General features: G+C 72.9%; 22 protein-coding genes and 3 pseudogenes. 6 read left to right on the forward strand and 19 right to left on the reverse strand.

The features are described 5' to 3' along the window. The 9 genes and pseudogenes from ACFZAX_RS33260 to ACFZAX_RS33300 form a co-directional block, all read right to left on the reverse strand. Positions 1-149 (reverse strand): annotated as a pseudogene (locus tag ACFZAX_RS33260) (ABC transporter); the annotation flags it as partial. Between the two features lie 80 nt (positions 150-229). Further along, positions 230-1,081 (reverse strand): DUF4097 family beta strand repeat-containing protein, encoded by an 852-nt coding sequence (locus ACFZAX_RS33265; RefSeq protein ID WP_390966372.1) that lies wholly within the window; start codon positions 1,079-1,081, stop codon positions 230-232. A gap of 110 nt (positions 1,082-1,191) precedes the next feature. Further along, entirely contained in the window at positions 1,192-1,701 is a 510-nt protein-coding gene (locus ACFZAX_RS33270) for a toxin-antitoxin system HicB family antitoxin (protein ID WP_390966373.1), read from the reverse strand. Positions 1,702-1,917: 216 nt separating this feature from the next. Further along, positions 1,918-3,015: an ATP-binding cassette domain-containing protein gene (locus tag ACFZAX_RS33275; protein WP_390966374.1), complete on the reverse strand. Its 1,098-nt coding sequence runs from the start codon at positions 3,013-3,015 to the stop codon at positions 1,918-1,920. Then, entirely contained in the window at positions 3,012-3,899 is an 888-nt protein-coding gene (gene modB, locus ACFZAX_RS33280) for a molybdate ABC transporter permease subunit (protein ID WP_390966376.1), read from the reverse strand. The genes ACFZAX_RS33275 and modB overlap by 4 nt, the downstream gene beginning before the upstream one ends. Further along, positions 3,896-4,729 (reverse strand): molybdate ABC transporter substrate-binding protein, encoded by an 834-nt coding sequence (gene modA / locus ACFZAX_RS33285; protein WP_390966378.1) that lies wholly within the window; start codon positions 4,727-4,729, stop codon positions 3,896-3,898. The genes modB and modA overlap by 4 nt, the downstream gene beginning before the upstream one ends. Positions 4,730-4,945: 216 nt before the next feature. Then, a complete protein-coding gene (locus tag ACFZAX_RS33290) occupies positions 4,946-5,347 on the reverse strand; it encodes a TOBE domain-containing protein (protein ID WP_390966380.1) in 402 nt (133 codons plus the stop codon). Positions 5,348-5,469: 122 nt separating this feature from the next. Continuing rightward, entirely contained in the window at positions 5,470-6,534 is a 1,065-nt protein-coding gene (locus tag ACFZAX_RS33295) for a biotin/lipoate A/B protein ligase family protein (protein WP_390966382.1), read from the reverse strand. A 226-nt stretch (positions 6,535-6,760) separates the two neighbouring features. Continuing rightward, positions 6,761-7,288: a tetratricopeptide repeat protein gene (locus tag ACFZAX_RS33300; RefSeq protein WP_390966441.1), complete on the reverse strand. Its 528-nt coding sequence runs from the start codon at positions 7,286-7,288 to the stop codon at positions 6,761-6,763. Positions 7,289-7,290: 2 nt separating this feature from the next. Here ACFZAX_RS33300 and ACFZAX_RS33305 point away from each other — a divergent pair. Continuing rightward, positions 7,291-7,505, forward strand: a pseudogene (locus ACFZAX_RS33305) (DNA helicase UvrD); the annotation flags it as partial. A 229-nt stretch (positions 7,506-7,734) separates the two neighbouring features. Here ACFZAX_RS33305 and ACFZAX_RS33310 read toward each other — a convergent pair. Beyond that, entirely contained in the window at positions 7,735-8,787 is a 1,053-nt protein-coding gene (locus ACFZAX_RS33310; RefSeq protein WP_390966384.1) for a YncE family protein, read from the reverse strand. 253 nt (positions 8,788-9,040) lie between these two features. Next, entirely contained in the window at positions 9,041-10,894 is a 1,854-nt protein-coding gene (locus ACFZAX_RS33315; RefSeq protein WP_390966386.1) for a hypothetical protein, read from the reverse strand. A 245-nt stretch (positions 10,895-11,139) separates the two neighbouring features. On the opposite strand from ACFZAX_RS33315, the gene fes reads away from it, so the two are divergent. After that, positions 11,140-12,408: an enterochelin esterase gene (gene fes, locus ACFZAX_RS33320; RefSeq protein ID WP_390966388.1), complete on the forward strand. Its 1,269-nt coding sequence runs from the start codon at positions 11,140-11,142 to the stop codon at positions 12,406-12,408. A gap of 96 nt (positions 12,409-12,504) precedes the next feature. Here the strand turns inward: fes and ACFZAX_RS33325 are convergent, their stop codons facing one another. From ACFZAX_RS33325 to ACFZAX_RS33360, 8 genes and pseudogenes are all read right to left on the reverse strand, one after another. Then, positions 12,505-13,227 (reverse strand): 4'-phosphopantetheinyl transferase superfamily protein, encoded by a 723-nt coding sequence (locus ACFZAX_RS33325; protein WP_390966390.1) that lies wholly within the window; start codon positions 13,225-13,227, stop codon positions 12,505-12,507. A 49-nt stretch (positions 13,228-13,276) separates the two neighbouring features. Further along, on the reverse strand, positions 13,277-17,209 hold the full coding sequence (locus tag ACFZAX_RS33330) for an amino acid adenylation domain-containing protein (protein ID WP_390966392.1): 3,933 nt from the start codon (positions 17,207-17,209) through the stop codon (positions 13,277-13,279). Beyond that, a complete protein-coding gene (locus tag ACFZAX_RS33335) occupies positions 17,206-17,433 on the reverse strand; it encodes a phosphopantetheine-binding protein (RefSeq protein ID WP_390966394.1) in 228 nt (75 codons plus the stop codon). The genes ACFZAX_RS33330 and ACFZAX_RS33335 overlap by 4 nt, the downstream gene beginning before the upstream one ends. Before the next feature lie 4 nt (positions 17,434-17,437). Continuing rightward, complete coding sequence (locus ACFZAX_RS33340) at positions 17,438-18,070, reverse strand: isochorismatase family protein (RefSeq protein WP_390966443.1); 633 nt, start codon at positions 18,068-18,070, stop codon at positions 17,438-17,440. Positions 18,071-18,094: 24 nt separating this feature from the next. After that, positions 18,095-19,741, reverse strand: a pseudogene (locus ACFZAX_RS33345) ((2,3-dihydroxybenzoyl)adenylate synthase); the annotation flags it as partial. Continuing rightward, positions 19,738-20,964, reverse strand: a complete 1,227-nt coding sequence (locus tag ACFZAX_RS33350; protein WP_390966396.1) for an isochorismate synthase — start codon at positions 20,962-20,964, stop codon at positions 19,738-19,740. The pseudogene ACFZAX_RS33345 and the gene ACFZAX_RS33350, both read right to left, overlap by 4 nt. An 81-nt stretch (positions 20,965-21,045) precedes the next feature. Further along, on the reverse strand, positions 21,046-21,837 hold the full coding sequence (locus ACFZAX_RS33355; RefSeq protein WP_390966398.1) for a 2,3-dihydro-2,3-dihydroxybenzoate dehydrogenase: 792 nt from the start codon (positions 21,835-21,837) through the stop codon (positions 21,046-21,048). Then, entirely contained in the window at positions 21,834-22,817 is a 984-nt protein-coding gene (locus ACFZAX_RS33360; RefSeq protein WP_390966399.1) for an ABC transporter substrate-binding protein, read from the reverse strand. Before ACFZAX_RS33360 ends, ACFZAX_RS33355 begins: the two co-directional genes overlap by 4 nt. 402 nt (positions 22,818-23,219) lie before the next feature. Here ACFZAX_RS33360 and ACFZAX_RS33365 point away from each other — a divergent pair, with 402 nt between their 5' ends. From ACFZAX_RS33365 to ACFZAX_RS33380, 4 genes are all read left to right on the forward strand, one after another. Then, positions 23,220-24,194, forward strand: a complete 975-nt coding sequence (locus ACFZAX_RS33365; protein ID WP_390966444.1) for an iron chelate uptake ABC transporter family permease subunit — start codon at positions 23,220-23,222, stop codon at positions 24,192-24,194. Next, complete coding sequence (locus ACFZAX_RS33370) at positions 24,191-25,264, forward strand: iron chelate uptake ABC transporter family permease subunit (protein WP_390966401.1); 1,074 nt, start codon at positions 24,191-24,193, stop codon at positions 25,262-25,264. The genes ACFZAX_RS33365 and ACFZAX_RS33370 overlap by 4 nt, the downstream gene beginning before the upstream one ends. Before the next feature lie 10 nt (positions 25,265-25,274). Beyond that, entirely contained in the window at positions 25,275-26,150 is an 876-nt protein-coding gene (locus tag ACFZAX_RS33375; RefSeq protein ID WP_390966402.1) for an ATP-binding cassette domain-containing protein, read from the forward strand. A 125-nt stretch (positions 26,151-26,275) separates the two neighbouring features. Beyond that, a complete protein-coding gene (locus ACFZAX_RS33380; RefSeq protein WP_390966404.1) occupies positions 26,276-26,830 on the forward strand; it encodes a hypothetical protein in 555 nt (184 codons plus the stop codon). Positions 26,831-26,851: the final 21 nt, after the last annotated feature.

Here is a 26,851-nt window from a genome sequence, read left to right on the forward strand (position 1 = left end):
CCGTTCGGACCGAGCAGGGAGAAGATCGTGCCGGCCGGGACGGCCAGATCGATGCCGTCGAGGACGGTCTTGTCGCCGTAGGACTTGCGCAGACCGATGGCGGAGACCGCGGCCGGGGGCGGGTGGGCACCCGTTTTGGATGTGGGCATGACAGATATGGGCACGAGGGTCCTCAGGGTCGAAAGGGGGAGAGGCGGGGAGGGCGGCCGGGGTCGGCCGTCCGCGTGGGTCAGGCCGTGGCGCGGCGGACGTCGATGTTGCCGTGCCGGGTGCGTGCGCGGACCTTGACCGTGCTGTCGGCGCTGCCGGAATCGGTCGGAGCCTCGGTCGCGGCGAGCGTGTTGCGTACCTGGCCCGAGCCCGAACTCGCGTCGAGCCAGGCGGCCGAGCCCTCCCGGATGCCGATCTCGATGGCCCCGTAGTTCGTCTCCAGCTGGAGCGTGCCACGGACCACTTCGCCCACGCGCACGGTGCCGTAGGCGGTGGTGGCGGTGACGGAGTCCTCCGCGCGGTGGATCTCGATGTCGCCGTGGGCGCCGCTCACCCGCAGTTCGCCGTTCGCGGCCCGGACGGTGGTCGTGCCGTGAGAGTTCTTCAGTACGCCCGGCCCGTCGATGACCCCGACGCGCAGGCTCCCTGAGCTGGTGGTGATCTCGGCCTTGCCTTCGATCCGGTCCACGGTGATCGAGCCGTGCGACGCGGTCAGGTGGAGGGGGCCGGTCGTGTCGAGGCGGACATCGCCGGACGAGGTCTTCACGCGGACCTCGCCGAGGCGCCCCTCGCCGAGCACCTGGGTCCAGGCGCCGGTCATGTCGATGCGAGAGTCCGACGGCAGTTCGACAGTGACGTCGACGATGCCGGTGCGACCGAACAGACCGGACTTGGGCGTCCTGATGGTCAGCGTGCCGTTCGCGTACGTCGCCTCGGTCTGACCGGCCGCCCGCACGTCCATGTCCCGCTTCGGGTCGCGGGGGCGCACCGCGACGACGGTGTCGAGGCGGTCGTCCGCCGTGAACTGGATGGAGCCGGCCTCCACGCGTGCGGTGACCGAGATCGCTTCAGGGGTGTCGAAAGAAGGCATGGCTGTCCCGTCCTCGGGGGTCGTGGGATCGTCCCTGCTGGTGGGACGTGGTCATGGATGAGGGATGTGCTGCTGCTGGCCGCCCGTGCGGTGGCAGGTCGGGACGGTCGTCAGCGGACCCAGCCGGTGAAGCTCTGCCCCAGCGCCTGTGCCTTCTCCGTCGTGCGCGGCCGGCCGCCGTCGACGGCGGCCGACACGGCGCGTACGAGCCACGCGTTGACCGACAGGCCTTCGCGGCTCGCGGCCTCCTCGGCGCGGGTCTTGAGGTGGGCCGGCAGGCGCAGGTTGATACGGGCGGTGCCGCCCTCGTCGCCGTCGGCAGGCGCATGGGGGAAGGGCGGTTCGGCGGGGGTGGCCGGCTCCGCGGCGGAGTCGGCGGGCGGCCGGGTCACCACGAAGTCCGGGTCGATCCCGCGCAGCCGTACGTCGACCGAGCCCGGGGCGAGCTCACGGGTGACCTCGTCCATCGCGGCCGAGAGCACGTTGAGCAGGGTCAGGCGGGTCGCCGACTCCAGGGGGGCGGTGAGCCTCTCGGCCAGCTCGCGGGCTTCGTCGCCACCCGCCTCGGCGGCCACCGCGAGTTCGCGGCGGAGGATGTCCACATACGGGGTGAGGTCCATGACGCCATAGTGGCACCATCGTGGCGCCCTTGGCAAGCAAGGGTGCGCCATTGCTGGGTGTCTTCGGGGGGCTGATGCTCTGAGCTGCGGGAACAGTGAGAGGGGGGTGGCCGTGCGGGTGGTGCCATGTGGTGTCGTGGGCGGGCTGGGTGGTGTCAGGTGGCACCCCATGGCACCACGGGGCATCTGGTGGTGTCACGCGGAGTCCGGTGTGGCTCAGGCCGGATACGCGTGGGTCTGCGCGGCCTTGACCGTGGCCCAGACCGTGGCGCCCGGGTGCAGGTCGAGCTCGGCGGCGGCGACCGTGGTGAGGTCGGCGGCGAGGGAGAGCTCGCCCGCGAGGTCCGCGCGGATCTGGTCGCCGTGCGTCTCCAGCCCGTCGACCTCGCACCGCCAGATGTTGCGGGCGCTGGAGCCGGTGGGACGCTCCCGGTACAGGGTGACCGCGTCCGGGGGGAACGCGACGAACACCGGTCCGGTGAGCTCCTCGGTGGTGGTGATCGCCGGACCGGCGTCGAGCCGGACGGTGTGGCCCTCGGCCTGCCCCCGGTAGAGATTGAGCCCGACGAGCTGCGCGATGTAGTCGGTACGCGGCCGGCGGGCGATGTCCGACGGTGCGCCCTCCTGCACCACCTGGCCGTGCTCGATCACGACCAGCCGGCCGGCGAGGACCATCGCGTCCAGCGGGTCGTGCGTGACCAGCACGGCGACCGCCTCGAACTCGGCCAGATGGCGACGGAGCTGGGACCGGACATCGAGGCGGGTGCGTGCGTCGAGCGCGGCCAGCGGCTCGTCGAGCAGCAACAGCCGGGGGCGGGTGGCCAGGGCGCGGGCGAGCGCGACGCGCTGCGCCTGGCCGCCGGAGAGCCGGCGCGGCTTCGCTCCGGCCCGGTCGGCCAGCCCCATGCGGTCCAGCAGTGCGGCGGCCTGGGCCCGCGCCTCGGACTTCCGTACGCCCCGACAGCGCGGCCCGAAAGCCACGTTGTCCAGGGCCGACAGATGAGGGAAGAGCAGATAGTCCTGGAAGACGACTCCCACTGGCCGGGACTCCGGCGGTGTGCCGGTCAACGCGACCCCGTCCAGCCGCAGATGCCCCTCGGAGAGCGGGGTGAGGCCCGCGAGCGCGCGCAGCGCCGTGGTCTTCCCGGCGCCGTTCGGCCCCAGCAGGGCGACGACCTCGCCGGGCCGGGCGCTCAGCTCCACGTCCAGGCGGAAGGCACCCCGGTCCACGACGAGCCGGGCGTCGAGCCCCTCGGCCGAACCATCGGCGGGCCTCGGCGCGGGTCCCTCGGCGGAGGCTGAGGCGACCGTCATGACGCCGTCATCCAGCGGTCGCGCAGCCCCGCCAGCACCGCGATCGACACAGCCAGCAGCACCAGGCTCAACGCGACGGCGGCCTCCGGGTCGTCCTGCAGGGCGAGGTAGACGGCCAGCGGCATGGTCTGCGTACGGCCGGGGAAGTTGCCCGCGAAGGTGATCGTCGCCCCGAACTCGCCCAGCGCGCGGGCCCAGGCCAGTACGGCACCCGCCGCGATGCCCGGTGCGATCAGCGGCAGGGTGACCCGCCGGAACGCCGTGAAACGGGAGGCGCCCAGAGTGGTGGCCGCCTCCTCGTACCGCGGGTCGGCGGCCCGCAGGGTGCCCTCCACGCTGATGACGAGGAACGGCATGGCCACGAACGCCTCGGCCACGATCACCCCCGCCGTGGTGAACGGCAGCGTGATGCCGAACCAGGAGTCCAGCCACTGCCCCACCACACCGTTGCGGCCGAGCGCCAGCAGGAGCGCCACACCACCCACCACCGGCGGCAGCACCAACGGCAGGGTCACCAGGGCCCGTACGAACCCGCGCCCGGGGAAGTCGGTGCGCGCCAGCACCCAGGCGAGGGGAACGCCCAGCACCAGACTCACCGCGGTGGCGGCGGTGGCCGAGACGAGCGACAGCTGGAGTGCCTGCCAGACCTCCGTACTGGACAGCTGCTCCGGCATGCTCCGCCAGGGGGCCCGCACGAGCAGGGCGACCATCGGCAGCAGCAGGAACACCAGGCCGAGCACGGCGGGCAACAGCAGCGGCAGCGGAACCCGGCTGCGCCGGCCCGTACCACCGCGCCGGCCCGTGTCGCGGCCCCGGACGCGGCGAAGCCGTGACCGGCCCGCCGAAGGTCCCGTCACGGCGTCGGACGCGGTGCGCCGCTTCACGGCTTGATGAACCCCGCCCCCGTCAGGACCCGCCGGCCCTCGGCGGACCGCACCAGCTCGATGAACGCCTTCGCCGCTTCGGCGTTGGGGGCGTTCTTCAGCAGCGTGATCGGGTAGTCGTTGACGGCGTCGGCGGACTCGGGGAACTCCACGCCCTCCACCTTGTCACCCGCGGCCTTCACATCGGTCTTGTAGACCACGGCCGCGTCGGCTTCCTTGAGCTCCACCTTGGTGAGCGCGCTCTTCACGTCCTGCTCGTAACTGACGGGGGTGAGCTCAAGCCCGGCGGCGTCCAGAGCCTTCTGCGCGGCGGCGCCGCAGGGCACGGTCCTGTCGCACAGCACGACCTTCAGATCCGAGTCCGTGAGGTCCTTGAGGGTGGCGACCCCGTCCGGGTTGCCGGGCAGGGTCGCGATCTCCAGCTGGTTGCGCACGAACGTGGCCGGCGTGCCGGCCGCGTCCTTCGCGTCGGTGACGATCGCCATCGTCTTGGCGCTGGCGGCGGCGAAAACGTCGGCCGGGGCGCCACCGGTGATCCCGGCGGCCAGGCTGTCGCTGCCCCCGAAGTTGAAGGTGACCTTCGTCCCCGGATGGGCCTTCTCGAACGTGGCGCCCAGGGCCGTGAAGCTCTCCTTGAGCGATGCGGCGGCGAACACGGTCACCGTGCCGGAGAGCTCCGGTGCGGCGTCGCCCGGCGCGGAGGCCGAGGCGGTCGCTGCGTCCGACGAGGAGTCGTCGGAGGAGGAGCAGGCGCTCAGCGCCAGCAGCGCGGCGACTGCCACACCCGTCCACTGCAGGGTCCTACGGGTCCGGCGCGCGGAACGGGTCATCACGGGGTCTGCTCCCTCTGGTCGGCGCACATGCACGGACCGATCATACCGGCGCAGATGCGAGGGGGAAGACGTCAATTACCTGGCAATAGCTGAGGTACTGATGCTTCGCATGGGGTATGTGCGGTTCGGGAATGTCGCGGGGCGGCCCGTTTTCGGACATGCGTCAGCCCCGGAACCACGTGGTCCCGGGGCTGGGGTGCGGGGTGACCCGGATCAGACGCGGTCGATGTGCACGTTGGTCGACTTCACGCGGGCGGTGGCCTCCATGCCGACCTCCAGGCCCAGTTCCTCCACCGCCTCGCGCGTCAGCAGGGAGACCAGCCGGTGCGGCCCGGCCTGGATCTCGACCTGCGCGGCGACATCACCGAGCTTCACCGCCGTGACGATGCCCGCGAAGGCGTTGCGGACGGAGGTGTACGGAACCTCGTCCTCGCCCCCGCCGCCCGCGCTCCCGGCGACCTCGACGGAGAAGGCCGCCAGATCCCCGCCGTCGATGAGCCGGCGCCCACTCTTGTCGCGGTGCGTGGCCACCCGGCCCGCGTCGGCCCACCGCCGTGCGGTGTCCGGGCTCACGCCCAGAAGGCGGGCCGCCTGGCCGATCGTGTAGGACTGCATGGGCGTCACCGTAGGTTCCCGTTCCCCGTGGACGCAAGCGCGGACGGAGCACGCGGTTACCGCCCGCCGCCGCAGGCCGGGCGGACCGTGCCGGCTCCGGGCGGGCGGTCCGGCGTCCGCGACTACGGCACGCGGGCGGTCCACTCGTCGCCGCTGTACTTGGTGGCGGCCAGCTCCTCCGCGCGGGCGAGCTCGTCAGCCGTGACGCTGCCGTCGGTGAGCCCGTAACGGTGACGGAAGGAGTCCACCATGCGTTCGATGACCGTCTCGCGCGGCAGCCCGGTCTGGCGCCGGAGCGGATCGACCCGCTTCTTGGCCGACTTCGTGCCCTTGTCGGACATCTTCTCCTTGCCGATGCGGAGCACCTCCAGCATCTTGTCCGCGTCGATGTCGTAGCTCATGGTGACGTGGTGCAGCACCGCTCCGGGACCGCCCTTCGGCCCGGTCACCCGCTTCTGGGCGGCGCCCGCGATCTTCCCGACCTCGGTCGCGATGTCGTTGAGCGGCTGGTACCAGGCCTTGATGCCCATGTCGCCGAGGGCCGCCAGGACCCAGTCGTCGAGATACGCGTACGAGTCCGCGAACGAGAGCCCCGAGACGAGCGAGGCAGGCACGGACAGGGAGTACGTGATCGTGTTCCCCGCCTCCACGAACATGGCGCCGCCCCCGGAGATCCGGCGCACCACCCGCACGCCGTGACGGGCGGCGCCCTCGGGGTCGACCTCGTTCCGGAGGGACTGGAAGCTGCCGATGATCACCGCCGGGGCGCCCCACTCCCAGACGCGGAGTGTCGGGGCGCGGCGCCCGGCGGCCACCTCCTCCGTGAGTACCTCGTCGAGCGCCATGTGGAGTTCGGGGGACTGGGGGCCCTCGTGGATGAACTGCCAGTCGTAGTCGGTCCAGTCCGTGGCGTGGGCGAGCGCACGCCGCACCGCCACCGCGATGCCCTCGGTGGTGATCCCGTACATCACCGTGCCCTCGGGCAGAGCCGCCTCCACGCGCGCGGCCAGCCCGGCGGCATCGGTGTCGGAGGGTGCTCCCTCCAGCGCGGCATCCACGGCCGTGATGGCCTCGTCGGGCTCCAGGAAGAAGTCCCCGGCGACCCGTACGTCGCGCAGGGCGCCCCCTTCGACGTCCAGGTCCACGACGACCAGCTTGCCGCCGGGCACCTTGTACTCACCATGCACGGCTTCGCTCCCCTCGGTGCGCGCCGTGGTCCGTGAGCCTGTTGCTCCGGAGTCCCCGAAAGCGCGCACATGCTCCGTATCGCACTTTAATGCTCGCGGCGGGCGGCCTCGCAGCTTCGAGGGGGCAGACCCGCCGCGCAGCTTCGAGGGGGCAGACCCTGTCCGGTGTGGGGACGGCCGGCCTGCGCGCGACTTTCGGACGCGGGGGCGCTCGCGTCCGAGACGGTTATGGACCTGACTCTCCGTCCGGGGCGGTGCCGAACTCCCCGAGTTCCCGCTGCACCTCGTCGGCCTCCGGGTAGTCCGCGGCCCGCAGGAGGGCCGGCGCGGTCGCCGTCGTCGCGTACGCCTCGTCCGCGCGCCCGAGATCCCGGAGGCAGCGCGCACGGGACCGCAGGGCGATCGCCCGACCGTACGGATGGCCGGAGTCGCCATGAGCCCTGGCCGCCTCGTCGAAGGTGGCCAGGGCGGAGTCCACCCGCCCCAGTAGCAGTGCCACCTTCGCCGGACCGTCCAAGGCGAACCCGATGGTCTGCCGGTCGGCCGAGGCTCTCAGCGCCAGGCTCTCCCGGTACCTCTGTTCTGCTGCCTCCGGGTTACCCTGTGCCATCAGCAGGTCACCGAGCCGGACCAGCGAGATGGCCATCGCGCGCTGGTTTCCGAGTGACCGCCGGATGCGCAGCGCGTTCTCCATCACCGGGGCCGCCTCGGGCAGTTCCCCGATGGTGATCAGCGCCGTGCCCAGGTCGGTCAGGCATCGCGGGCCGCTCGACGAAGACGCGGAAGAACTACCGCAGTACCCACGGGATCCTCAGCTGGTCCACGGCCTTGCTCGTCGGCCGTGCCTTCGCCGAGCTGGAGGACGGCGACCGCAACGAGACGCTGCTGGGATACCGCTCCGCCCTGCACGGCAGCGGCCCGGACCTCCACGGCGCCCTCCCGCGGAGGACGTCGAACTGGACGCACTCGTCCGTACCGAGCCCGTTCCCGGTCGAGGCCGGCGTGGCCTGACGACGACTCCCTGGTCTTCGCCGGGGAACCCGGCCGGAGCCGTGCCGGGCGGAGGTCCGTGTTCCCCCACGGCCTACGACGGCCGACGGCCCGCTCCCTCCGCCGGAGCGGTAGGGCGCGGGCCGTCGGCCGTTCGGCCGTGGCAGGTCCCGGCCCGCCGGCGTACCGGGCCGGTGCCGGGACCGATGGTCAGTGACCCAGGACGATGCGGTGGATCAGGTCCTTGCCGTCCGTGCCCGAACCGGACTTGTCCACGACGTACGCGACACCGTCCGCGACCGTGACGTGGTTCGGGTTGGCGCCCGTGGCGAGGGTCTCGACGACGGCGCCCTTCTTCGGGTCGACGACCGTCACGTCGGCGTCGGTGCGGTTGACGACCAGCACGCGGCCCGACTCCGTGTCGGTGGCGACGGCCAGCGGGCCGTTGCCGGTGGCGACGGTCGACGTGACGGCGCCCTTCTTCAGGTCGATGACCGAGAGGGTGCCGGCGGTCTGGTTCGCGGTGTACGCGGTCTTGCCGTTGGCGGACAGGGCGACCGAGATCGCGCCGTCGCCCGCCGGGATGAAGCGCGGCGCCTTGTGCGGGGCGACCTCGATGACGCGGTCGTTGTTCATGTCCGCGGTGTAGACCGTGCCGGTCTTCTCGTTCAGTGTGAGACCGGTCGGGCTGGAGCCCTCGATGGTGACCCGGCCCTTCTCCTTGAGGGTCTTGGAGTCGAACGCGACGAGGCTCGCACCGGCGAAGCTGCTCGCCCACACCGTGTCGTGCTTCTCGTCGACGACGATGTCGCGGCCGTGCGCAACGTCCGGCAGGGTGGCGAGGTGCGCGCCGGTCTTCTGGCTGTAGACCGAGACCGTGTTGCTCCGGGTGTTGGTCGTCCACACGGTGTTGTGCTCGTCGTCCACCGCGACACCGTAGACGGCCTCGACCGCGCCCGTCGCCGCGTCCGTGACCGGCGGCACGATGGTCTTCTCGACCTTCAGGGTGCGCGGGTCCACCTTCAGCAGGCTGGAGTTGGTGACCGGCGGGCGGCCCACGGCCGTGGTCGTCCACAGCACGTGGTTCCGCTCGGAGTACGAGGACTGGTACAGGCCCGTCGCCAGCGAGGCGGACGTGACGATGGAGGCGGATCCACCCTTGTGGCCCGTGGCACTGGCGGTCGCCGTGCCGGCCAGAGCCAGCGAACCGCCGACGGCGAGAACGATGGCGGTGCTGATGGAGCGGCGGGTAACAGACGTCATGCTGCGTCAATCTCCTTGACTGGTACGCCTCTTGTGGCGAGGTGTTACCTATGAGGTTAGCTTAGGCTTACCTAAGTTAGGCCCGTCCCGGGGTGGTGTGCATCACAGTTCCCGTAGCGGTAGGACTGTGGGGCGTGACATGCGTCGCGGGGCGTCGTGCGCGGTGATGCGCACAACGCCCCGCTGAGGCGGAGAAGTTGTTCAAGTCCGCTGCCATGCGCCTGTGCGCGGGATGCTCAGATGTGGCGGGGCATCAGGCCGCGTCGGTCTGCTGCGGCTTGCGACGGCGCAGGATGAAGGTCGTGGCGCCTGCGGCTCCGGCGGCACCGCCGACGGCTGCGGCCCCGGCCGCCCAGGCGATCGTCGCGTACGAGACCCCGGTGCCGACGCTCTGGACCGAGGCGGCGTTGACCGTCGCGTCGGTGGTCGCCGCTTCCGAGGAGGAAGGGGAGGGCGAGGACGACGAAGGCGACGAGGCGGCTGCGGTGGCATCGGCTGCCAGCACGGTGAAGTCGACCTTGAGCGTCGTTGCGGGGCTCGGGGCGAGGAAGCGCAGCCAGTGCGCACCGGGCGTCACTTCGGCCGGGATGCCGACGTCTCCCTCGAACGATCCCTCGGCGTCGATGTCCCACTGGCCGAGGATGGCGTCGTCGTCGAGCTTGATGGTGACGACCTGTGAGGCCGGGAAGTTCACGACCTTGACGTGCAGTTTCCCGCCCGGCTGGACCTCGCTGGCGGTGATCTCCGCCTTCGCCCCACTCGCGTTGGCGGCGCTGGCGGGTGCCCCCGTGGCGGCTGGGATCGCCGCGGCCGAGCCGTCCGCGGCGGTGGTGCCGGTGCCCGCCGTCGCGCTCGTGCCGCCCGTGCCGGCGGTGGCGGCCGAGGCGTCCGCGCCGGAGGTGACGGTGAAACCGGCCTTCGTGCTGGTGGACGGGTTGGGGGCGAGGAAGCGCAGCCAGTGCGCGCCCTTGGCCGCGGTCGCGGGGACGGTGACCGTGCCCGAGAACGTGCCGTCCGCCGCGATGCCGTCGGGCCACTGGCCGATGATCTCGGCGTCGTCGAACTTCACGGTGATCTGCTGGCCGGCGGGGTAACCCGTCAGCCGGAAGGACACCTTGCCGCCCGCGGAGACGCTCGAACCGGCGGTGATGGTGGCGGACGTGGCGGAAGTGGCGCTGCCGCCTGTGGACGAGCCCCCGGAGCTGCCGCCGGTGCTGCCCCCGGAACTGCCGCCGGTGCTGCCGCCGGTGCTCGTACCGCCCGTGCTCGTGCCGCCGGTCGAGCCGCCTCCCGTGCTGCTGCCGCCGCTGGAACCGCCGCTGCTCGAACCGCCGCTGCTCGAACCACCGCTGCTCGAACCGCCCGTGGAGGACGAGGAGCTGACGGTGAAGTCGGCCTTCAGGCTGGTGGAGGGCTCCGGGGCGAGGACGCGCAGCCAGTGCGCGCCCTTGGACGCGGTCGCGGGGACGGTGACCGTACCCGAGAACGTGCCGTCCGCCTTCACCGCGGCGGTCCACTGCTTGAGGATCGTCTGGTCGTCGAGCTTGACCGTGATGTCCTGGCCCTGGACGAAGCCGGACAGTGCGAAGGAGATCGCGCCGCCCGCAGCGACCTTGGTAGCGCCGAGCTGGATCTTCGGGGTGGCCGGCGCGGGGGTGGCCGCGGCGACGGTGAATCCGGCGCTCTTGACGCTGGTCAGGGGGGCGAGGAAGCGGAGCCAGTGCGCGGTGCCGGGGGCGGTGCCGGCGGGGATGGTGACGGTGCCGGAGACGCTGCCGTCGGAGCCGCTGGTGAACTGGGCGAGGAGTGCGGTGTCGTCGAGCTTGACGCTGACCTTGCTGTCCGCCGGGAAGCCGGTCGCGGTGAACGACACCTCTCCGCCCGGCTGCACCGAAGTCGATCCGAGGGTGACGGCGGGGGCCGACGCTTCGTCGGCCGCCGACGCCACCGTTCCGGTAGCCCCCGAGTCGCTCGCTTCGGCGAGCGGCATCGACAGCACGCCGAGGCCCAGGGTTGCCCCGGCGGTGAGCGCGGCCACCCGCGCCACTCGGCCCCGGGGGCCGCGCAGGGGGGATATGGAGGTGCGGAGGGGTCTGTCTGCGCTCATGGCGTGCTCCTGGCAGGCAAGAAAAAGGCAGGAAAAAGTGCATGGGGGAGATGCGGCGTCCACGGGCCGGTACGGCAGGATGTCGCCAACAGGGAGTTAGGTTAGCCTAACCAATCTTGAACGGCTCACGGAGGCCTCCGGGGGGCAGGGCCGGGTTCGCGGCGGGCGGGGTGGGCCGGTGCCGGTCGGGGGCCCGACGAGGTAAGGTAAGCCTTACTTGTCACCGTACTTCGGAGTTCGCCCGCATGTTCGCGTCCGCACCGCCCGAGGGGGCTCCCCTCCATCCGCCCAGGACGGCACGCCCCGACGCGGTTCCGCTTCTCGCGGCGCCCGGCGTCGAACTGCCGCGCCCGGAAGGGGTCGAGAGGTTCTGGGAGCGGGTGCGCGAGCGGGGAACGCCGCTGATCGCCCCCGATCCGCAGGGCAGTCCCGAACACACGGCCGTCACCTTCCTCTGGCGCGGCACGGAAGCGACGCGGGCGGTCCAGGTGATGCCCAACAAGCTCGGCGACCCGCGCGCCCCCGAGGGCAACCTGATGGAGCGCCACCCCGGCACGGACATCTGGCACTGGACGCTCCGGCTGCGCCGCGACTGGCGCGGCACCTACGACTTCCACGTGGACGAGGGCGACGGCCCCGAGCCCGGAGGCCCCGGCTACTGGCAGTGGCTGCGGACCCGGCGCCACTTCGACCCGTACAACTCCCGCCGCCTGCCACGACGCTGGGGCGGCGAAGCGGTGTCCTGGGCGGAGACCGGCGCGTTCCCCTCCGCCTCGGACTGGGAGCCTCGCCCCGGTACGCCCCGGGGCAAGGTGACCGAGCACGGCGTTCCCAGCGAGCACCTGCGGGAGGAGCGCCGGGTGTGGCTGTACGAGCCGCCCGCCCCGGCCGGCGGGACCACCGGACCGGCCGAACTCCCCGTACTGGTCGTGCTGGACGGCGAACACTGGCAGCCGGAGCTGGGACTCGCGAACCTGCTCGACAACCTCGTCGCGGACGGCCGGATACCGCCGACGGCCGCGATCCTGGTGGACTCCGTGGACTCCGGCACCCGTTGGCGCGACCTCGCCTGCCGACCCTCCCACGCGGCCTTTCTGGCGGATGAGTTGCTGCCTTGGGCCGCGCGGAGGCTGCCGCTCACGGACGATCCCGGGCGCACCGTGATCGCCGGGCAGAGCCTGGGCGGTCTGTCCGCGACGTACACGGCGCTGACGGCCCCGCACCGCTTCGGCAACGCCCTGGTCCAGTCGGCCTCCTACTGGTGGCCGAACGGGCCGGAACCGGAGTGGCTCACCGGCCGGATCGCCGCCGCCCCGCGCCGCCCCGTGCGGTTCCGGCTCTCCTTCGGCGAGCAGGAGTGGGTGGCGCTGCCCGCCGCACGGCGGCTGCGTGACGTCCTCGAACAGGCCGGATACGACTACCACTACCGCGAGTTCAACGGCGGCCACGACTACCTGTGGTGGCGTACGGAAATGGCCGACGGGTTGACCGGGCTGCTGGGTCCCGGAGCCTGACCCGTACGGCGGATCCACCCCGCCGGGCCACGGACCTCGGCCGCCGAGAACCGGGGCCCGGCGGTGGTACCGGCCCACCCCGGTAGGGGTACCTGCCTACCCCGGCACCGCCACCGCGCACGCCGCGACGAATCCGGCCGGTACCTCGACGTCGGTGAGTGTCCAGCCGACCGGAGGTGCGGCCGGGGAGGGCCCCGTGCCGAGGTAGGCGCCCCCCAGTGCATCGCCGGTGAGCCCCTCGCCGGTTCCCTTGAGGTACGCCTCCTTGCGGGTCCAGCACCGGGCGAAGGCGGCCGGCCGTTCCGCCGCCGTCATGCCCGCCAACTCCGCCTGTTCGGCGGGGTGCAGGGAACTCGCCACGTCCGCGGCCGTCCGTGCCGGGGGTGGCCGCTCGACGTCCACGCCGACCGGCCGGGCGGCCAGCGCCACCACCGCCAGGCCGTCCGTGTGGGACAGCGAGAAGTGCACCCGCTCACCGACGGGCCCCGCGACCGCGGGCCTGCCGTGGAGGGCGCCGCACCCCGGACACGCCAGCCGGACCAGCGTCACCCGGGCGGGCGGGACTTCCAGTACTCCGCCAAGGAGCACGCGCAGCGCCGTGTGCGAGGCCGTGTACATCGCCCGGTCCTCCGGGCGCCGGAATGCCGCGGCCCGGCGCCGCTCCTCCTCGTCGAGAACGACCGGAAGGGTGGGGGCCGAGGCGTCCGGGCCCCAGGGGCGCACGGACCACAGCAGCGGGCCTCCGCCGTCCAGCGCGGACGGCCCCGGAGGCCGGTCTCCCGGCGTCCAGGATCGCGTCGTCGCCTGCGTACTCACCACCGGGCGGATCCGGACACGCGCGCGAGGCCGAACGGGTGGGTCGGGGCGGTCATCCGTCGAGCTCCTTCAGCCGGGCCGCGAGGACGGTCGCGACGGTGTCGAGGTTATCGCCCTGGAGGAGCCGCGCGTGGGTGCAGTCGAGATCGTGGTTGACGATCTCACCCGTCACATGGGCGCGCCAGGCGTCCCGGGTGAGCCAGTCCTCCGCCCTCGGTGCGGCGGCAGTGAAGAACAGCACCTCGCCCCGGAAGGTGTCGTGCCGGTGCTCGCGCATCAGCCGCGCGTGGTGCGGCACGATGTCGACGATCCTGGACAGGGTGCGGTCGCTGAGCCCGGCGAGCGGGCTGCCCGCCCTGCGCAGGGTGGCCAGGACGTCGTCACGGGTCTGTTCGTCCGTGCGCTCGAAGCCGGCCATCCGCAGCACCGCCGTGAGCGCGTCGCCCTCCTCGGGGGCCGGGCGCGCGCGCCACATCTCGGACGGGAACGCGTCGAGCAGCGCGAGGAGTTCGACCTCCTCGCCCGCCTCCTGGAGCAGCACCGCGACGGCCTGCGCGAGAACACCGCCCACCGACCAGCCCACCAGCCGGTACGGCCCGTGGGGCTGGACGGCGCGCAGTCGCTCGGCGTAGTCGACGGCCTGGTCCCGCAGCGTCGCCGCCGGCGGTTCGTCGCCGGTCAGCCCGCGCACCTGGACGGCGTACAGCGGCTGTCCCGCGCCGAGGCGGGCCGAGAGGCCCGCGTAGCACCACGCGATGCCGCCCGCCGGGTGGAACGCGAAGACCGGGGGCCGGCCACTCCCGCCGCGCAGCGGCAGCAGGACGTCCAGCGCGTCGTCGGCGCCCGCGCCCGGGCCCGCGAGGCGGGCCGCGAGGGCGGCCGGGGTCGGTGTCCCGAAGAGCGAGCCGATCGTCAGCTCCGCCGCGCACTCCTCCCGTACCCGCGCCACCAGCCTCATCGCGAGCAGCGAGGTGCCGCCGAGATCGAAGAACGCGTCGTCGGGACCGGCCCCCTCGACACCGAGGACGTCGGCGAAGAGCCGGGTCAGCTTCTCCTCCAGCGCCCCGGACGGGCGCCGGTGCCCCTTGCCGCCGGCGAACACCGGTGCGGGCAGGGCGCGTGGGTCCAGCTTGCCGGCCGGGCTCAGCGGGAACGCCGGGAGGACGACCACCGCCGCCGGGACCATGTGGTCCGGCAGTACGCGCGTCAGCGCGGCCCGCACCTCGGCCGGGTCCGCCTGCCCCTGGACGTAACCGACGAGGCGCTGTTCGCCGTCGTCCTCGCGGACCAGGGCGCAGGCGCCCTGCACGCCGGGCCGCGCGGCCAGGGCCGCCTCGATCTCGCCGAGTTCGATGCGCTGGCCGCGCAGCTTCACCTGGTGGTCGGTGCGCCCGAGGTACTCGACCTCGCCCTCCGCGGTCCACCGCGCCAGGTCGCCGGTCCGGTACATGCGGCTGCCGGACCGGCCGAAGGGGTCGGCCACGAAACGGGTCGCCGTCAGTCCGGGGCGGTCCAGATAGCCGTCGGCCAACTGCCGCCCGGCGAGGAAGAGTTCGCCGGGAACTCCGGGCGGGCAGAGCTGGAGCGCCGCATCCAGCACGTACAGCCGGGTGTTCCACACCGGGCGTCCGATGGGCACCGGGCCACTGCCCTCGGCCGCACAGGTGTGGTGGGTGACGTCGACGGCGGCCTCGGTCGGACCGTACAGGTTGTGCAGCCCGGCGCCCGGCAGCGTACGCACGAAGAGGTTCGCGGTCTCGCGGGCCAGCGCCTCGCCGCTGCAGAACACCCGGCTGAGACCGGTGCACCGTGCGGCCTCCGGCTCGGCGAGGAAGACCTGGAGCATCGACGGCACGAAGTGCAGGGTGGTGACGGCCTGTTCGCGGACGAGACGGGCCAGATACGTCGGATCGCGGTGCCCGCCGGGCTCGGCCACGACGAGGGTCGCACCCTCGCGCAGCGGCCAGAAGAACTCCCACACCGACACGTCGAACGAGGACGGGGTCTTCTGCAGCACCCGGTCCTCGGCCGACAGCCGGTAGGTGTCCTGCATCCACCGCAGCCGGTTGTCGATCGCGCCGTGCGAGACGACGACCCCCTTGGGGCGGCCGGTGGAGCCCGAGGTGTAGATGACGTACGCCGGGTGGGTGGGCGTGAGGGGGCGGCACAGGTCGGTCGGCAGCCGGTCCGAGACGTCGAGACCCGCCAGTACGACGAGCGGGGTGGCGCCGCCGTCCGGCAGCCTGCCCGCCCGGTCGGTCACCGCGCAGACCGGCGCCGCGTCCTCCAGCATGTCCAGCAGACGCTGCTCCGGATAGTCCGGGTCGAGCGGCAGATAGGCCGCGCCCGTCTTCAGGATCGCCAGCAGCGTCACGATCAGCTCGACGGACCGGGGGACCGAGAGGGCCACCACCGTGTCCGGGCGGGCGCCAAGGGTCCGCAGATGCCGGGCCAGCCGGTTGGCGCGGGCGTTCAGCTCCGCGTACGTGAACGACTCCCCGGCGTACACCAGGGCCGTCGCGGCGGGCGTCCTGCGGGCCTGCGCCTCGATGGGGCCGATCAGGTTCGTCGCCGGAAGCGCACGCTCCGTGCGGTTGAACTCTTCGAGGACCAGAGAGACTTCGCCCGGAGTGGCGATGGTGTGCGTGGCGAGCGGCAGGTGGGGGTCGGCCTCGGCGAGCCGCGCCACGAGACCGGTGAACCGCTCCTGGTGGGCCGCGAGGTCGCCCTCCGTGTAGAGGGCCGGGTTGGCGTCGTAGTCGACGAGCAGCCCCCGGCCGTCGGCCCGGTCGTAGATGTTGACCGTGAGGTCCTCGACCTGGCCGGCCGAGAGGTTGCGGGCCCGCACCGGCGCGCCCGCGAAGCGCACGTCGTAGTCGAAGGGCATGACGTTCACCAGCGGGCCGACCAGGGCGCGGGTCTCGCCGAGCAGACCGAGGTCGCGGCGGATGTCCTCGTAGCGGTAGCGCTGATGGCGGCGCACCGTACGGATGCCCAGGACGACCTGGCGCACCAGCTGTGCGAAGCCGGCCTCGGGGGAGACCTCCAGGCGCAGCGGCAGGACGTTCATCACCATGCCCGGCACTCGCAGGGCGACCGAACCCATGCGGCCCATCATGGGCAGTCCGAGTACGACGTCCGAGCGGCCGGTGGCCCGGGAGGCGTACACGGCCTGGGCGGCGATCAGCACCTCGGGCCAGGTCGCCCGCAGCCGGTTCGCCAACTCCCTCACGCGTTCGGCCGTTTCCGCCGGGAGCGAGGCCGTGCGGCGCAGCGAGGTCCGGGAGGGCAGCGCCCCGCGCCCCGCGAGCCGGGGCGCCTCGGGGCGGTCGGCGAACGCCTCGCTCCAGTGCGCCCGGTCGGCCGGGTGGGCCTCGGAGCCCCGGTACTCGGTGTCCTGCGCGACGAGTTCGGCGAGCGGCCGGAACGGCGTCGGCGCGGGCGCCTCGCCGGCGGACAGCGCGGTGTAGACCTCGGCGGTACGGCGGACGAGCAGGGAGTAGCCGAAACCGTCCATGGCGAGATGGTGGATGCGCTGGTACCACAGCCACCGCTCCTCGCCCACGCGGAAGAGGGCATGCCCGAACACCGGGCCCCCGGCCAGGTCGCAGGGGCGGGCGAGATCCTCCCGCATCCACACTGCGGCGGCCTCGTCCGGGTTCTTCTCCGCCCGCAAGTCCGCTACGTGCAAGGGGAGTTCGACGGACTGGCGCACTCGCTGCCGGGGTCCCTCCGGCGCCTCCTCCACCCGGATGCGCAGTGCGTCGGCCTCGGAGACCACCCGAGCCAGCGCGGCGGCGAAGTGGTCCGGGTCGACGGGACCGGCGATCTCGACGCACTCCGCGGTGTTGAGCGCCGGGCTCAATGGGTCGAGGGCCTGGGCGTACCACATGCCCGACTGGGCGGCGGTCAACGGCAGTACGGTGTCCGGGACGCCCGCGGCTTCGGGGCCCGGGGTGTCGAGCCTCGTCGTCGGAGCGCTCATGAGGCCCCCAGCAGCGGCAGCCATGCCTCCACGGCAGGCTGTTCGGCGAGATCCGCGAAGGCGGCCTCCACGCCGTGCTCGCGTCGCCAGCGCTCCAGCAACGCCATGATGCGCACCGAGTCGAGCCCGTAGTCGACGAGGTTCTCGTCGACCGGGATGTCCTCGGGATCCTCGCCGAGGGAGTCGGCGATGTCGGCGCGGATCAGCTCAAGGGTGAGGGACATCGGTTCAGACCTCCTGGAAGAGAGCGCCGGCGGTGGTCACCACGGCGCAACGGCCGGCCGCGTACCGAAGGGCCATGTCGTGGTCCTCCCGGGAGAAGTCGGCGACCGCGTCCGCGACGACGAACGCTTGGATGTCGCGCTGCCACGCGTCCGCGGCGCTCATCAGCACGCCGATGTGCGCGTACACGCCGACGACGATCAGCTGGTCGCGGCCCTGCTCCCGCATGAGCGCGGCCAGTTCGGTGCGGACGAAGGCGCTGTACTTCCACTTGGTGACGGTGTGCTCGCCCTCGACCGGCGCCACCTGCTCCGGACCGGAGAGGGCCGCCGGGTCGTCCGCCACCCCGGGCCCCCAGAAGTCGAGTTGAAGACCGCGCTCCTCGGGAGTCTGGCCGCCGCGCTGCGCCGAGTGCACCACCGGAACGCCCAGGGCGCGGCACTTCTCCAACACCCGGGCCGTGTTGTCCAGCATGCCGGTCAGCGGCTGTTCGCCGGCCGGAAATGCCTTCAGGAAGTGGTTCTGCAGGTCGTGGACGAGCAGCACCGCACGGGACGGATCGACCGTCCACGCCACCCGGTTGGCGGGCAGTTCCTCCGCCGTGGGCAGTGGATACGGGGCGATGGCGGGCAGTGCCATGGAAACGGGCCTTTCCTCGTGGTGCCGAGCCGGAGCGGCGGACCGCAGGCTCTTCTTGCTGATCTTGCCGATCCCCGTCTGCGGGAACGCGTCGACGAACTCGACCAGATCGGGGACCTTGTACGCGGCGATGCCGCGCCCGCGGACGAACCGCTTGATCTCGACGGACTTCAGCGGTCCGGCGCCCTCGCGGAGGATGACGTAGGCGAGCGAGCGTTCGCCGAGGTACGGGTCGGGGACGGCGACGACCGAGACGTCGTGGACGGCCGGGTGGGCGAGGACGATGTTCTCGACCTCCTCGGGGGCGATCTTCTCGCCGCCCCGGTTGATCTGGTCCTTCGCCCGGCCCTCGACCACGAGGTGACCGGAGGGGGTGCGGCGCACGATGTCGCCGGTCCGGTAGAAGCCGTCCTCGGTGAAGGCCCGCGCGTTGTGGTCGGGGGCCCGCCAGTAACCTCGGATCGTGTACGGCCCCCGGGTGAGCAGGTGTCCGAACTCGCCCTCGGGGACGTCCTCGTCGGCGTCGTCCACGATGCGGACCTCGTCGTCGGCCGAGATCGGTAGGCCCTGGGTGGTGACGATCGTCTCCTCGTCGTCGTCCAGCCGCGTGTAGTTGACCAGCCCCTCGGCCATGCCGAAGACCTGCATCAACCGGCACCCCAGCGCCGGGCCGAGGCGCCGGGCCGCTTCCTCGCTGTACTTGGCGCCGCCGACCAGGACCAGTTCCAGGCTCGACAGGTCCTCCTTCGCCGCCGGGCCCGCCTCCGTCCACACCAGCGCGAGCGGGGGCACCATGCCGGTCATGGTGATCCGCTCCTGCTCGACGAGCGGGAAGGCCGTCGCCGGGTCAGGCCGGGGGCTCAGTACGACGGTGCCGCCCGCGTACAGAACGCCCAGCCAACCGGGCGAACTCATCGGGAAGTTGTGCGCGGCCGGCAGGACCACGAGGAACCTGGTCCCCTCGTCGACCCCGCAGATCTCGTTGGACCCCCACAGCGAGTAGATGTAGTCGTCATGGGTGCGGGGGATGAGCTTGGAGACGCCGGTGGTCCCGCCGGAGAGCTGGAGGAAGGCCGGTTCGTGCGAGCGGGGACCCTCGATGGGACCGGTCGGCTCGATCGGCACGTCTGCGAGCGCGGTGTGCTCGCCCGGATCACCCACCACGAAGACCTCGCGCAGGGTGGGTGTCAGCTTCCGTACGTGCGAGGCGAGTTCACGGTGGTCGTAACCCGCGTGGCGGTCGGGAACGACGTACGCCACGGCCTCGGAGAACGCGCAGAAGTGCTCGATCTCGGTCTCCCGGTGCGCCGGCAGGGCGTACACGGGGAGCGCGCCGATCCGGAAGAGCGCGAAGACGACCTCGATGAACTCGCCGATGTTCGGCAGCTGGAGGACGACCCGGTCGCCCTTGGCGATCCCCCGGGCGGCGAACCCGGCGGCCAGCCGGTCGGCGCTCTCGTCGAGTTCGCGGTACGTCCAGGTGCGGCGGACCGGTGCCGGGTCGACCAGCGCCGTCCGGTCGGGGTGCGCGACGGCGCGCTCGCGCAGGAAGCCGCCGAAGGTCTCGCCGCGCCAGTACCCCGCGGCGCGGTAGCGCGCGGCGAACTCGGCGGGCCAGCTCGGCGCGTCCGGGCTCCCGGGGGTGAGCGGGTCGTGCTCGGTGGCGGTCACAGCTGGGCTCCCACGGCGTTCAGGAAGGTACGGAACTTCGCCCCGGTCTCGGCGGTCTCCGCCTCGGGCGAGGAGTCGGCCACCACACCGGCCCCGGCGAACAGGCGCAGCGAGCGGCCCTCCGCCTCGGCGCAGCGGATGGTGACGACCCACTCGCCGTCGCCGTCCACGTCCTGCCACCCGACCATGCCGGTGTAGGCGCCCCGGTCGAACGGCTCGGACTCGGCGATGACCGCGCGGGCGGCCGGGGTGGGCGTGCCGCACACGGCCGGGGTCGGATGCAGGGCGGCGGCGAGCCGCAGCGCGGTGGTGTCCGGGTCGGCGAGGTCGCCGGTGAGCGTCGTCGACAGGTGCCACATGGTGGCGGTCCGTACGAGGGTGGGGCGCTCGGGCACGTCGAGGCGGGTGCAGAACGGGGCGAGGGCCTCGCGGACGGCGGCGACCACCACCGCGTGCTCGTGCAGGTCCTTGGGGGATTCCAGCAGCGCGGCGGCCCGGCGGACGTCCTCGGCCAGGTCCGGGCTGCGCGGCGCGGAACCGGCCAGCGGGTTGGCGACGAGCCGCCCCTCCTGACGGGCGACCAGCAGCTCGGGGCTCGCCCCGATCAGGGTGCGACCGGGGCCGGTGGGCACCGCGAAGGTATAGCCGCCGGGATCGCGGCGGGCGAGCCGGCTCAGCATCGCGGGCAGGTCCGGCTCGGCGGGAGCGGTGAGCTCCAGGGTGCGGGCCAGCACCACCTTGGCGAACTCCCCGTCACGCATGCGGCGTACGGCGGAGGCGACGGCCTCGGCGTACTCGGCGGCGGCCGGGACCTCGCGCACCTGCCACGAGCCGCCGTCCTCGGCGGCGGGAGCGGGCAGCGCCACCAGCGGGTCCTGGCGCAGCGCGGGCGCCCACGCGACGGACTCGGGGATCACCAGCGCGGCGGGGGCGTCCGCGTCGAAGGGTATGGAGCCGACGACGACGGGGGCGGGGTTCCCGGCCTGCCGCTGAGCGTGCAGCGCGCCGCGTACGCGCTCCTCCACCGGGTCCGTACCGTGCGGCACTTCGGCGAGCACCCCGCGGCCGAGCAGGGTGCGCGTCGGCGAGGCCACGAAGCGGTCGGTGCCGGGTCGGTAGGCGTCGAGCAGCGCGGTCGCCGCACCGGGGGTCGCGGAGTCGGGGTGGGTGAGGGCGGGGGCGGCGCCGGGGGGAGAGGGGGATGTGTGCACGGAGGTGGACATGGGCGTCTCCTGCGGTGGAGGGCTCCCACCGCGGTCGGCGGCGGGGCGGTGAGACAGGGGGCGGTGATACCGGGGCCGGGGTCAGGCCCGGAGGGTGGCGCCGCCGTCGACGTACAGGTCCTGCATGGTGATGTGGCGGGCGCGGTCGGACAGCAGGAACGTCACGGCGTCGGCGATGTCGGCGGGGTCCGCGATGCGGCCGAGCGGAATGCCCGTCCGGTACGCGGCGAGGTCGCCCGCGACGACGCGTTCCGCTGCCGCCGCCACGTCGGCCGGGTCGAGATCGGCCCACATCGCACGCTGCATGTCGGTCATGGTCGAGCCGGGGCAGACACTGTTGCAGCGGACACCGTGCGCGGCCATCTCCAGACCGAGACACTTGGTGAACATCGCCGAGGCCGCCTTGGACGCGGCGTACGCGGCCATGCCGGCGCGCGGGATGCCCGCCGCGTTGGAGGCGACCGTGACGATGCCGCCCCGGCCGCGCGCGGCCATCCGCCGGGCGGCGGAACGCGAGACGTGGAACACCCCGTCGACGTTGACGGCGAAGGTGGCGGCCCAGTGCGCGTCGGTGGTGTCGAGGACGTCGGCGTTGCGCAGCACACCGGCCACGTTGACCGCGAACTCCAATGGGCCGAGAGCCTGTTCGGCCTCCTCGACCGCCGCCTCGACGGCCTCGGCGTCGGTGACGTCGAGCGGGCGGGCGACCACCCGTGAGCCGTACTTCCGTGCGAGGGCCTCGATCCCGTCGGAGGCGACGTCGGTGGCCACCACCCGGGCGCCGCGCTCGACGAGCGTGGTGACGACGGCCTCGCCGATGCCCCGCCCGGCGCCCGTGACGAGCGCGAGCCTTCCGTCGAACCCGGTGCTCACTTGACCATGGCCTTCCGGAGGTCGGCCAGGACGTTCACGGCGGCCTCCGCGCCACCGAGACTCGTCCACATCGAGCCGTCGATCTCGGTCACATGACCGGCCTTGACGGCGCCGAGCTGCTGGTACGCGGGCTTCGCGGAGAGCTGGCCGACCACGCCGGAGGTGCCGGTCGAGGTCAGGGTGCCGATGAAGAGCCAGTCACCGTCGATCTCGGCGAGGTTCTCTTCGCTGATCGGCGTGGAGTGGCCCTCTCCCTTCTCGGCCTGGATGCCCGGCCGGGTGAAGCCGAGGTCGTTCAGCACGTCGCTGATGAACACGCCCTGCTGCATGACGGCCGAGCCCTGCGGGGAGTAGCGGGCCACGGAGACCTTGGCTCCGGCCTCCGTCCCCAGGTCGCTCTTGAGGGCGGCGACCTTCGTGTCGTAGTCGGCGAGGAAGGCGTCGGCCGCGTTGGCCTTGCCGAGCGCCTCGCCGGTGAGCGACAGGGACTTCTTCCAATCCTTGTCGTCGCCGATGGTGATCAGCGTGGGCGCGATCTTCCGCAGCTGGGACAGCACCTGAGTGTCCGTCATCTGACCGGCGAGGATCACGTCCGGGTCCGCCTGGACGACCTTCTCGATGTCCGGGCCGGTGACCGCGCCCACCACCGGGATGCCCTCGGCCTTCTCGGCCAGGTACGCCGGAGCACCCTTCTGGCCGCGCCCCGCCGTGAGGCCCACCGGCTTCACGCCGAGGGTGAGCGAGGAGTCGAGGTCCATCTCGCTCAGGACGACGACCCGCGAGGGATCGGCGGGGACGGTCACCTCGGTGCCCGCCGCGTCGGTGACCGTCGTGCTGCCCTTTTTGCCGGAACCACCGGACGCAGCCCCCGCGTCCGAGGAGCCGCAGGCGGTCGCCGTGAGCGCGCAGAGGCCGAGAACGGCGACCGCGGCCAGCGGGCGGACGGTGCGGCGGGGAGTGGGGGACTGGTTCGGCGTCATGGCCGGAAACCTCCGTAGGAAGGGTGGGGCGGGCTGGTGCTTGATGTCCCGTCATGAGGGACGGGCGCGTGCGGGCACGACGAGTACCGGCCGGATCGGCGTGGGGGGTCCTGACCCGGTCATCGGTACTTAGGTTAGGCTAACCATATGTTCAATGCGCAAGAGGGCCCTCCAGGGAGGGTGAAAACCCGGACATCCAGGGCCTTTCGCGGGAATCGGGCCGGAATGGGGAACGGGGGAGGTCCGCATCCCGCCCCGGCTGCCGGAGTGGAGACCGGAGACCCGCGCCCCGCCCCGGCCGCCGGAGGGGAGACCGGAGACCCGCGTCCTTCCAGGTGGAACGCCGGAGCGGAGGCCGGGGGTCGTCATCCGGCCAGGTGGGCCGCCGCGACCTTCGTCGCCCTGCTCGGCCTGGCCCTCGCATCCCTGCTGACCGGCACGGGCTCCACCCCGCCCACCCGGGCCTGGGACTATCTCTGGGGCGACCCGTCGGCCCGCGCCGATGCCCAACTGCGCCTCGCCGTCATGGACGTACGCCTCCCGCGCACCCTCGCCGCGATCCTGGTGGGCCTCTGCCTGGGCGCCGCGGGCTGCCTCCTCCAGGCAGCGACCCGTAACCCCCTCGCGGAGACCGGACTGCTGGGCGTCAACTCCGGCGCCGCGTTCGCCGTCGTCCTCGGACTCACCTTCTTCCACGCCGAATCCTCCGGCGCCCTGCTGGTCTGGGCACTGCTCGGCGGCATGGCGGCGAGCGCGGTCGTCCTCCTGCTCGCCGCCTCCGGGCGGGCCGCGGGCTCACCGCTGCGGCTGGTGCTCGCCGGTGCCGCGCTCAGCGCCACCTTCCACGGCCTCACCTCGTACGTCCTGCTGGGTACCCAGTCCACCTTCGACACCTACCGCTACTGGACCATCGGATCGCTCGCCGGCGTCGAGACCGGCCAACTGGCGCCCCTCGTGCCGCTGGTGGCGCTCGGCCTGCTCACCGCGGGCTGCTGCGTCCGACCGCTCGCCGCCCTCGGCCTCGGTGACGACGGAGCGCGTTCGCTCGGCCACCACCCCGGGCGCATCCGCATCGTGGTGGCCGTCGCCGTGTCCCTGCTCGCCGGCTGCGCGGTCGCGGTCGCGGGGCCCATCGCCTTTCTCGGACTGCTGGCGCCCTACGCCGCGCGCACCGTGGCCGGCGCGTCCATGGGGGCCCAACTCCTTCTCTCCGCACTGATCGCCGCCGACGTCATGATCCTCGCCGACATCCTCGCCCGGATCGTCATCCGCCCCTGGGAGACCCCGGTCAGCGTGCTCCTCGCCTTCGTCGGCGGCCCCCTGCTCGTCTGGATCGCCCGCTCGTCCCGCCTCTCCACCGCCGGGGTTGCCGCATGAACGCCGAGCGGAAACCGGCCCCGCCGGACCTCACTCCGCCCGACTCCACCGTGCTGCGCACCGGCGGCCTCTCCTGGCTCTTCCCGCGCCGCAGCGCCCTCGTCGCGGCGCTCCTCGTTCCCGTCCTCGCCCTGCTCGTCGCGCTCGCCGTGCTGGCCAGTTCCTCCGGCATGAGCCCGACGCGCACCCTCTCCGGGCTGCTGGGCACCGGCGACGCGGGCACCGTGATGGTCATCCGGGAATTCCGGCTGCCCCGTGTCCTCGTCGGCATCATGGTCGGTGCCGCGCTCGGCATCTCCGGCTGCCTCACCCAGACCCTCGCCGGAAACCGGCTCGCCACTCCCGACCTGGTGGGCGTCAACGAAGGGGCCACGGCGGCGGTCGTCGCCGCGGCCGCCGGTACCTCCACCGGCATGGTCGGCATGTGGTGGCTCGGCCCGGTCGGCGCCGTCGGCGCCGCCGCGCTCGTCGTGCTGTGCGCGGGCGGAGCCGGCGGCGCCGGCTACCGCGTCCTGGTCACCGGCATCGGTGTCTCCACCTTCGTCGGGGCCGTCAGCGATCTGGTGATGTCCCGTGAGAACGACAACTCGGCGGGCGGGGTGTTCCTCTGGGCCGTCGGCAGCCTCAACGGCCGTGACTGGGCAGCCGGTACGCCCCTGCTGATCGCCCTCTGCCTCCTCGTCCCGCTCGCCCTCGCGGCCGGACACCGGCTTCAGCTGCTTCGCTTCGACGACGACACGGCCGCGACGCTCGGCGTCGACCTGCGCCGGGTGCGCGCCGCCGCGCTCGCCCTGGCCGTCCTGCTCGCCGGGGTCGCCGTCGGCGTCGGCGGGCCGGTCGCCTTCATCGCGCTCGGCGCCCCCGTCCTCGCGCAGCGGCTGGCCGGACCCACCCGGGTACCGGTCCTCGGCGCGGGCCTGGCCGGAGCCGCCCTCGTCACCGCGGCCGACGCGCTCGCCCGTGTCGCCGCCCCCGTCGAACTCCCCGTCGGCGTCGTCACCAGCGTCCTCGGCGGGCCCTTCCTCCTCTGGGTCCTCTTCCGCTCGGACCGCACGGAAGCAAAGGCATGAGCACCCCCGAATGAACACCACCAGCACGAACGCCGCCGGCGCGAACACCGCCGGCACGAACGCCTCCACGGAGAACGCGTCCGGTGGCCTCGAAGTCCGCGGGCTCCACGTCTCGTACCCCGGCCGTGCCGTCGTCAAGGACGCGGGGTTCACCGTGCCCGCAGGCCAGGTCGCCTCGATCGTGGGCCCCAACGGCTGTGGGAAATCGACCCTGTTGCGTGCCGTCGCCCGGCTCCACCAGCCGGAGTCGGGTACGGTCCACGCCGACGGCGCGGACATCTGGATGCTCGGCCGCCGCCCGGCCGCCCGCCGCGTCGCCCTGCTGCCCCAGTCGCCCCGCGCCCCCGAGGCGGTGACCGTCGCGGGGCTCGTACGGTACGGCCGCCATCCCCACCAGGGCCTGCTGCGGCAGTGGTCGCGCGAGGACGAGAACGCGGTGCGCGGGGCGCTGGAGGCCACCGGCACCACCGACCTGGCCGGTGAGCGGCTCGACCGGCTCTCCGGAGGCCAGCGTCAGCGCTGCTGGCTGGCCATGGTGCTCGCACAGCAGACCCCCGTGGTCCTGCTCGACGAACCCACCAGCGCCCTCGACCTGGGGCACGTCGTGGAGGTTCTGGAACTCGTCCGCGAGGTCGCGCGCGCCGGACGTACGGTCGTCATGGTCCAGCACGACCTGGCCGCCGCAGCCCGCTACTCCGACCTGATCGTCGCGATGAGGGACGGCAGTGTCGTGGCCCGGGGAAACCCGCGCGCCACCGTGACCGCCTCCCTGGTCCGCCAGTTGTACGGGGTGGAGGCCGACGTCCTTCGGGCACCGGTGGACGCATCGCCCGTCGTGGTCGCCCGGGCGCGCACGGCGGTGACGGAAGGAGCCACCGCCGGGTGATGGTCTCCGCAAACCCGCGGGCCGCGTTCCCCCGGGCGGTGTCCGGCGCATCGCGGCCGGACACCACCCGGCCGTCCGCCGTACGGACATGCCGGCCGCGGGCCGACCCCCCGAGGAGGACCCCTGTGTCATCGCTCTACGGCCCCGAGCACGCCCCCGCCGGCGACGTGGGCGCGGCGCTCATGATGATCGACTCGCGGCTGAGGACCATCCACGACCGCGACGGTGAGACCGATCCCGAACAGCGGGAACTGAGCGACCAGTTCGCCGCCTCCCTGGGGCCCGACGGAGCCAGGGACGTACTGGACGGCGCGTGCACGCTGATTTACATGTTCATGACCTGGCTGCGGAAGGCCCACGAGGAGCACGAGAAGGACGTCGTCGAGTACGTGGTGCCCAACCTCGTGGCCACGATGCGCATGATGCCCATCAGCATCCGGCCCGAGACCATCCCCACCATGGCGGGCCTGGTGGTCGCGGCAGCCACCGGACTGAGCCCCAGCCTGTGGCGCGGTCAGTTCGGGGAGTGGACCCGGGTGGAGATGAACCCGCTGGAAGCCACCGCGTTCCTGCTCGCGGAGCACATCAACCGCATCACCGACGACCCGGACTTCGCCACCCGGCTGATCTCCGAAGCGCTCTCGCGCGCGGACGCGGAGGAGAAGCCGCCCTCGGCGTGAGCGAGCGAGGAGTACGGGCGG

Origin of the sequence: Streptomyces sp. NPDC008125 (assembly GCF_042957125.1) — a bacterium.
Taxonomy (GTDB): domain Bacteria; phylum Actinomycetota; class Actinomycetes; order Streptomycetales; family Streptomycetaceae; genus Streptomyces.

Bases quoted from the DNA above. Each gene is read 5' to 3' on its own strand.
- modA (WP_390966378.1), bottom strand. From the start codon at position 4,729: ATGACCCGTTCCGCGCGCCGGACCCGTAGGACCCTGCAGTGGACGGGT.
- ACFZAX_RS33360 (WP_390966399.1), bottom strand. From the start codon at position 22,817: ATGACGCCGAACCAGTCCCCCACTCCCCGCCGCACCGTCCGCCCGCTG.
- ACFZAX_RS33330 (WP_390966392.1), bottom strand. From the start codon at position 17,209: ATGAGCGCTCCGACGACGAGGCTCGACACCCCGGGCCCCGAAGCCGCG.
- ACFZAX_RS33335 (WP_390966394.1), bottom strand. From the start codon at position 17,433: ATGTCCCTCACCCTTGAGCTGATCCGCGCCGACATCGCCGACTCCCTC.
- ACFZAX_RS33370 (WP_390966401.1), top strand. From the start codon at position 24,191: ATGAACGCCGAGCGGAAACCGGCCCCGCCGGACCTCACTCCGCCCGAC.
- ACFZAX_RS33275 (WP_390966374.1), bottom strand. From the start codon at position 3,015: ATGACGGTCGCCTCAGCCTCCGCCGAGGGACCCGCGCCGAGGCCCGCC.
- ACFZAX_RS33265 (WP_390966372.1), bottom strand. From the start codon at position 1,081: ATGCCTTCTTTCGACACCCCTGAAGCGATCTCGGTCACCGCACGCGTG.
- ACFZAX_RS33350 (WP_390966396.1), bottom strand. From the start codon at position 20,964: ATGTCCACCTCCGTGCACACATCCCCCTCTCCCCCCGGCGCCGCCCCC.
- fes (WP_390966388.1), top strand. From the start codon at position 11,140: ATGTTCGCGTCCGCACCGCCCGAGGGGGCTCCCCTCCATCCGCCCAGG.
- ACFZAX_RS33315 (WP_390966386.1), bottom strand. From the start codon at position 10,894: ATGAGCGCAGACAGACCCCTCCGCACCTCCATATCCCCCCTGCGCGGC.
- ACFZAX_RS33270 (WP_390966373.1), bottom strand. From the start codon at position 1,701: ATGGACCTCACCCCGTATGTGGACATCCTCCGCCGCGAACTCGCGGTG.
- ACFZAX_RS33375 (WP_390966402.1), top strand. From the start codon at position 25,275: ATGAACACCACCAGCACGAACGCCGCCGGCGCGAACACCGCCGGCACG.
- ACFZAX_RS33340 (WP_390966443.1), bottom strand. From the start codon at position 18,070: ATGGCACTGCCCGCCATCGCCCCGTATCCACTGCCCACGGCGGAGGAA.
- ACFZAX_RS33290 (WP_390966380.1), bottom strand. From the start codon at position 5,347: ATGCAGTCCTACACGATCGGCCAGGCGGCCCGCCTTCTGGGCGTGAGC.
- ACFZAX_RS33310 (WP_390966384.1), bottom strand. From the start codon at position 8,787: ATGACGTCTGTTACCCGCCGCTCCATCAGCACCGCCATCGTTCTCGCC.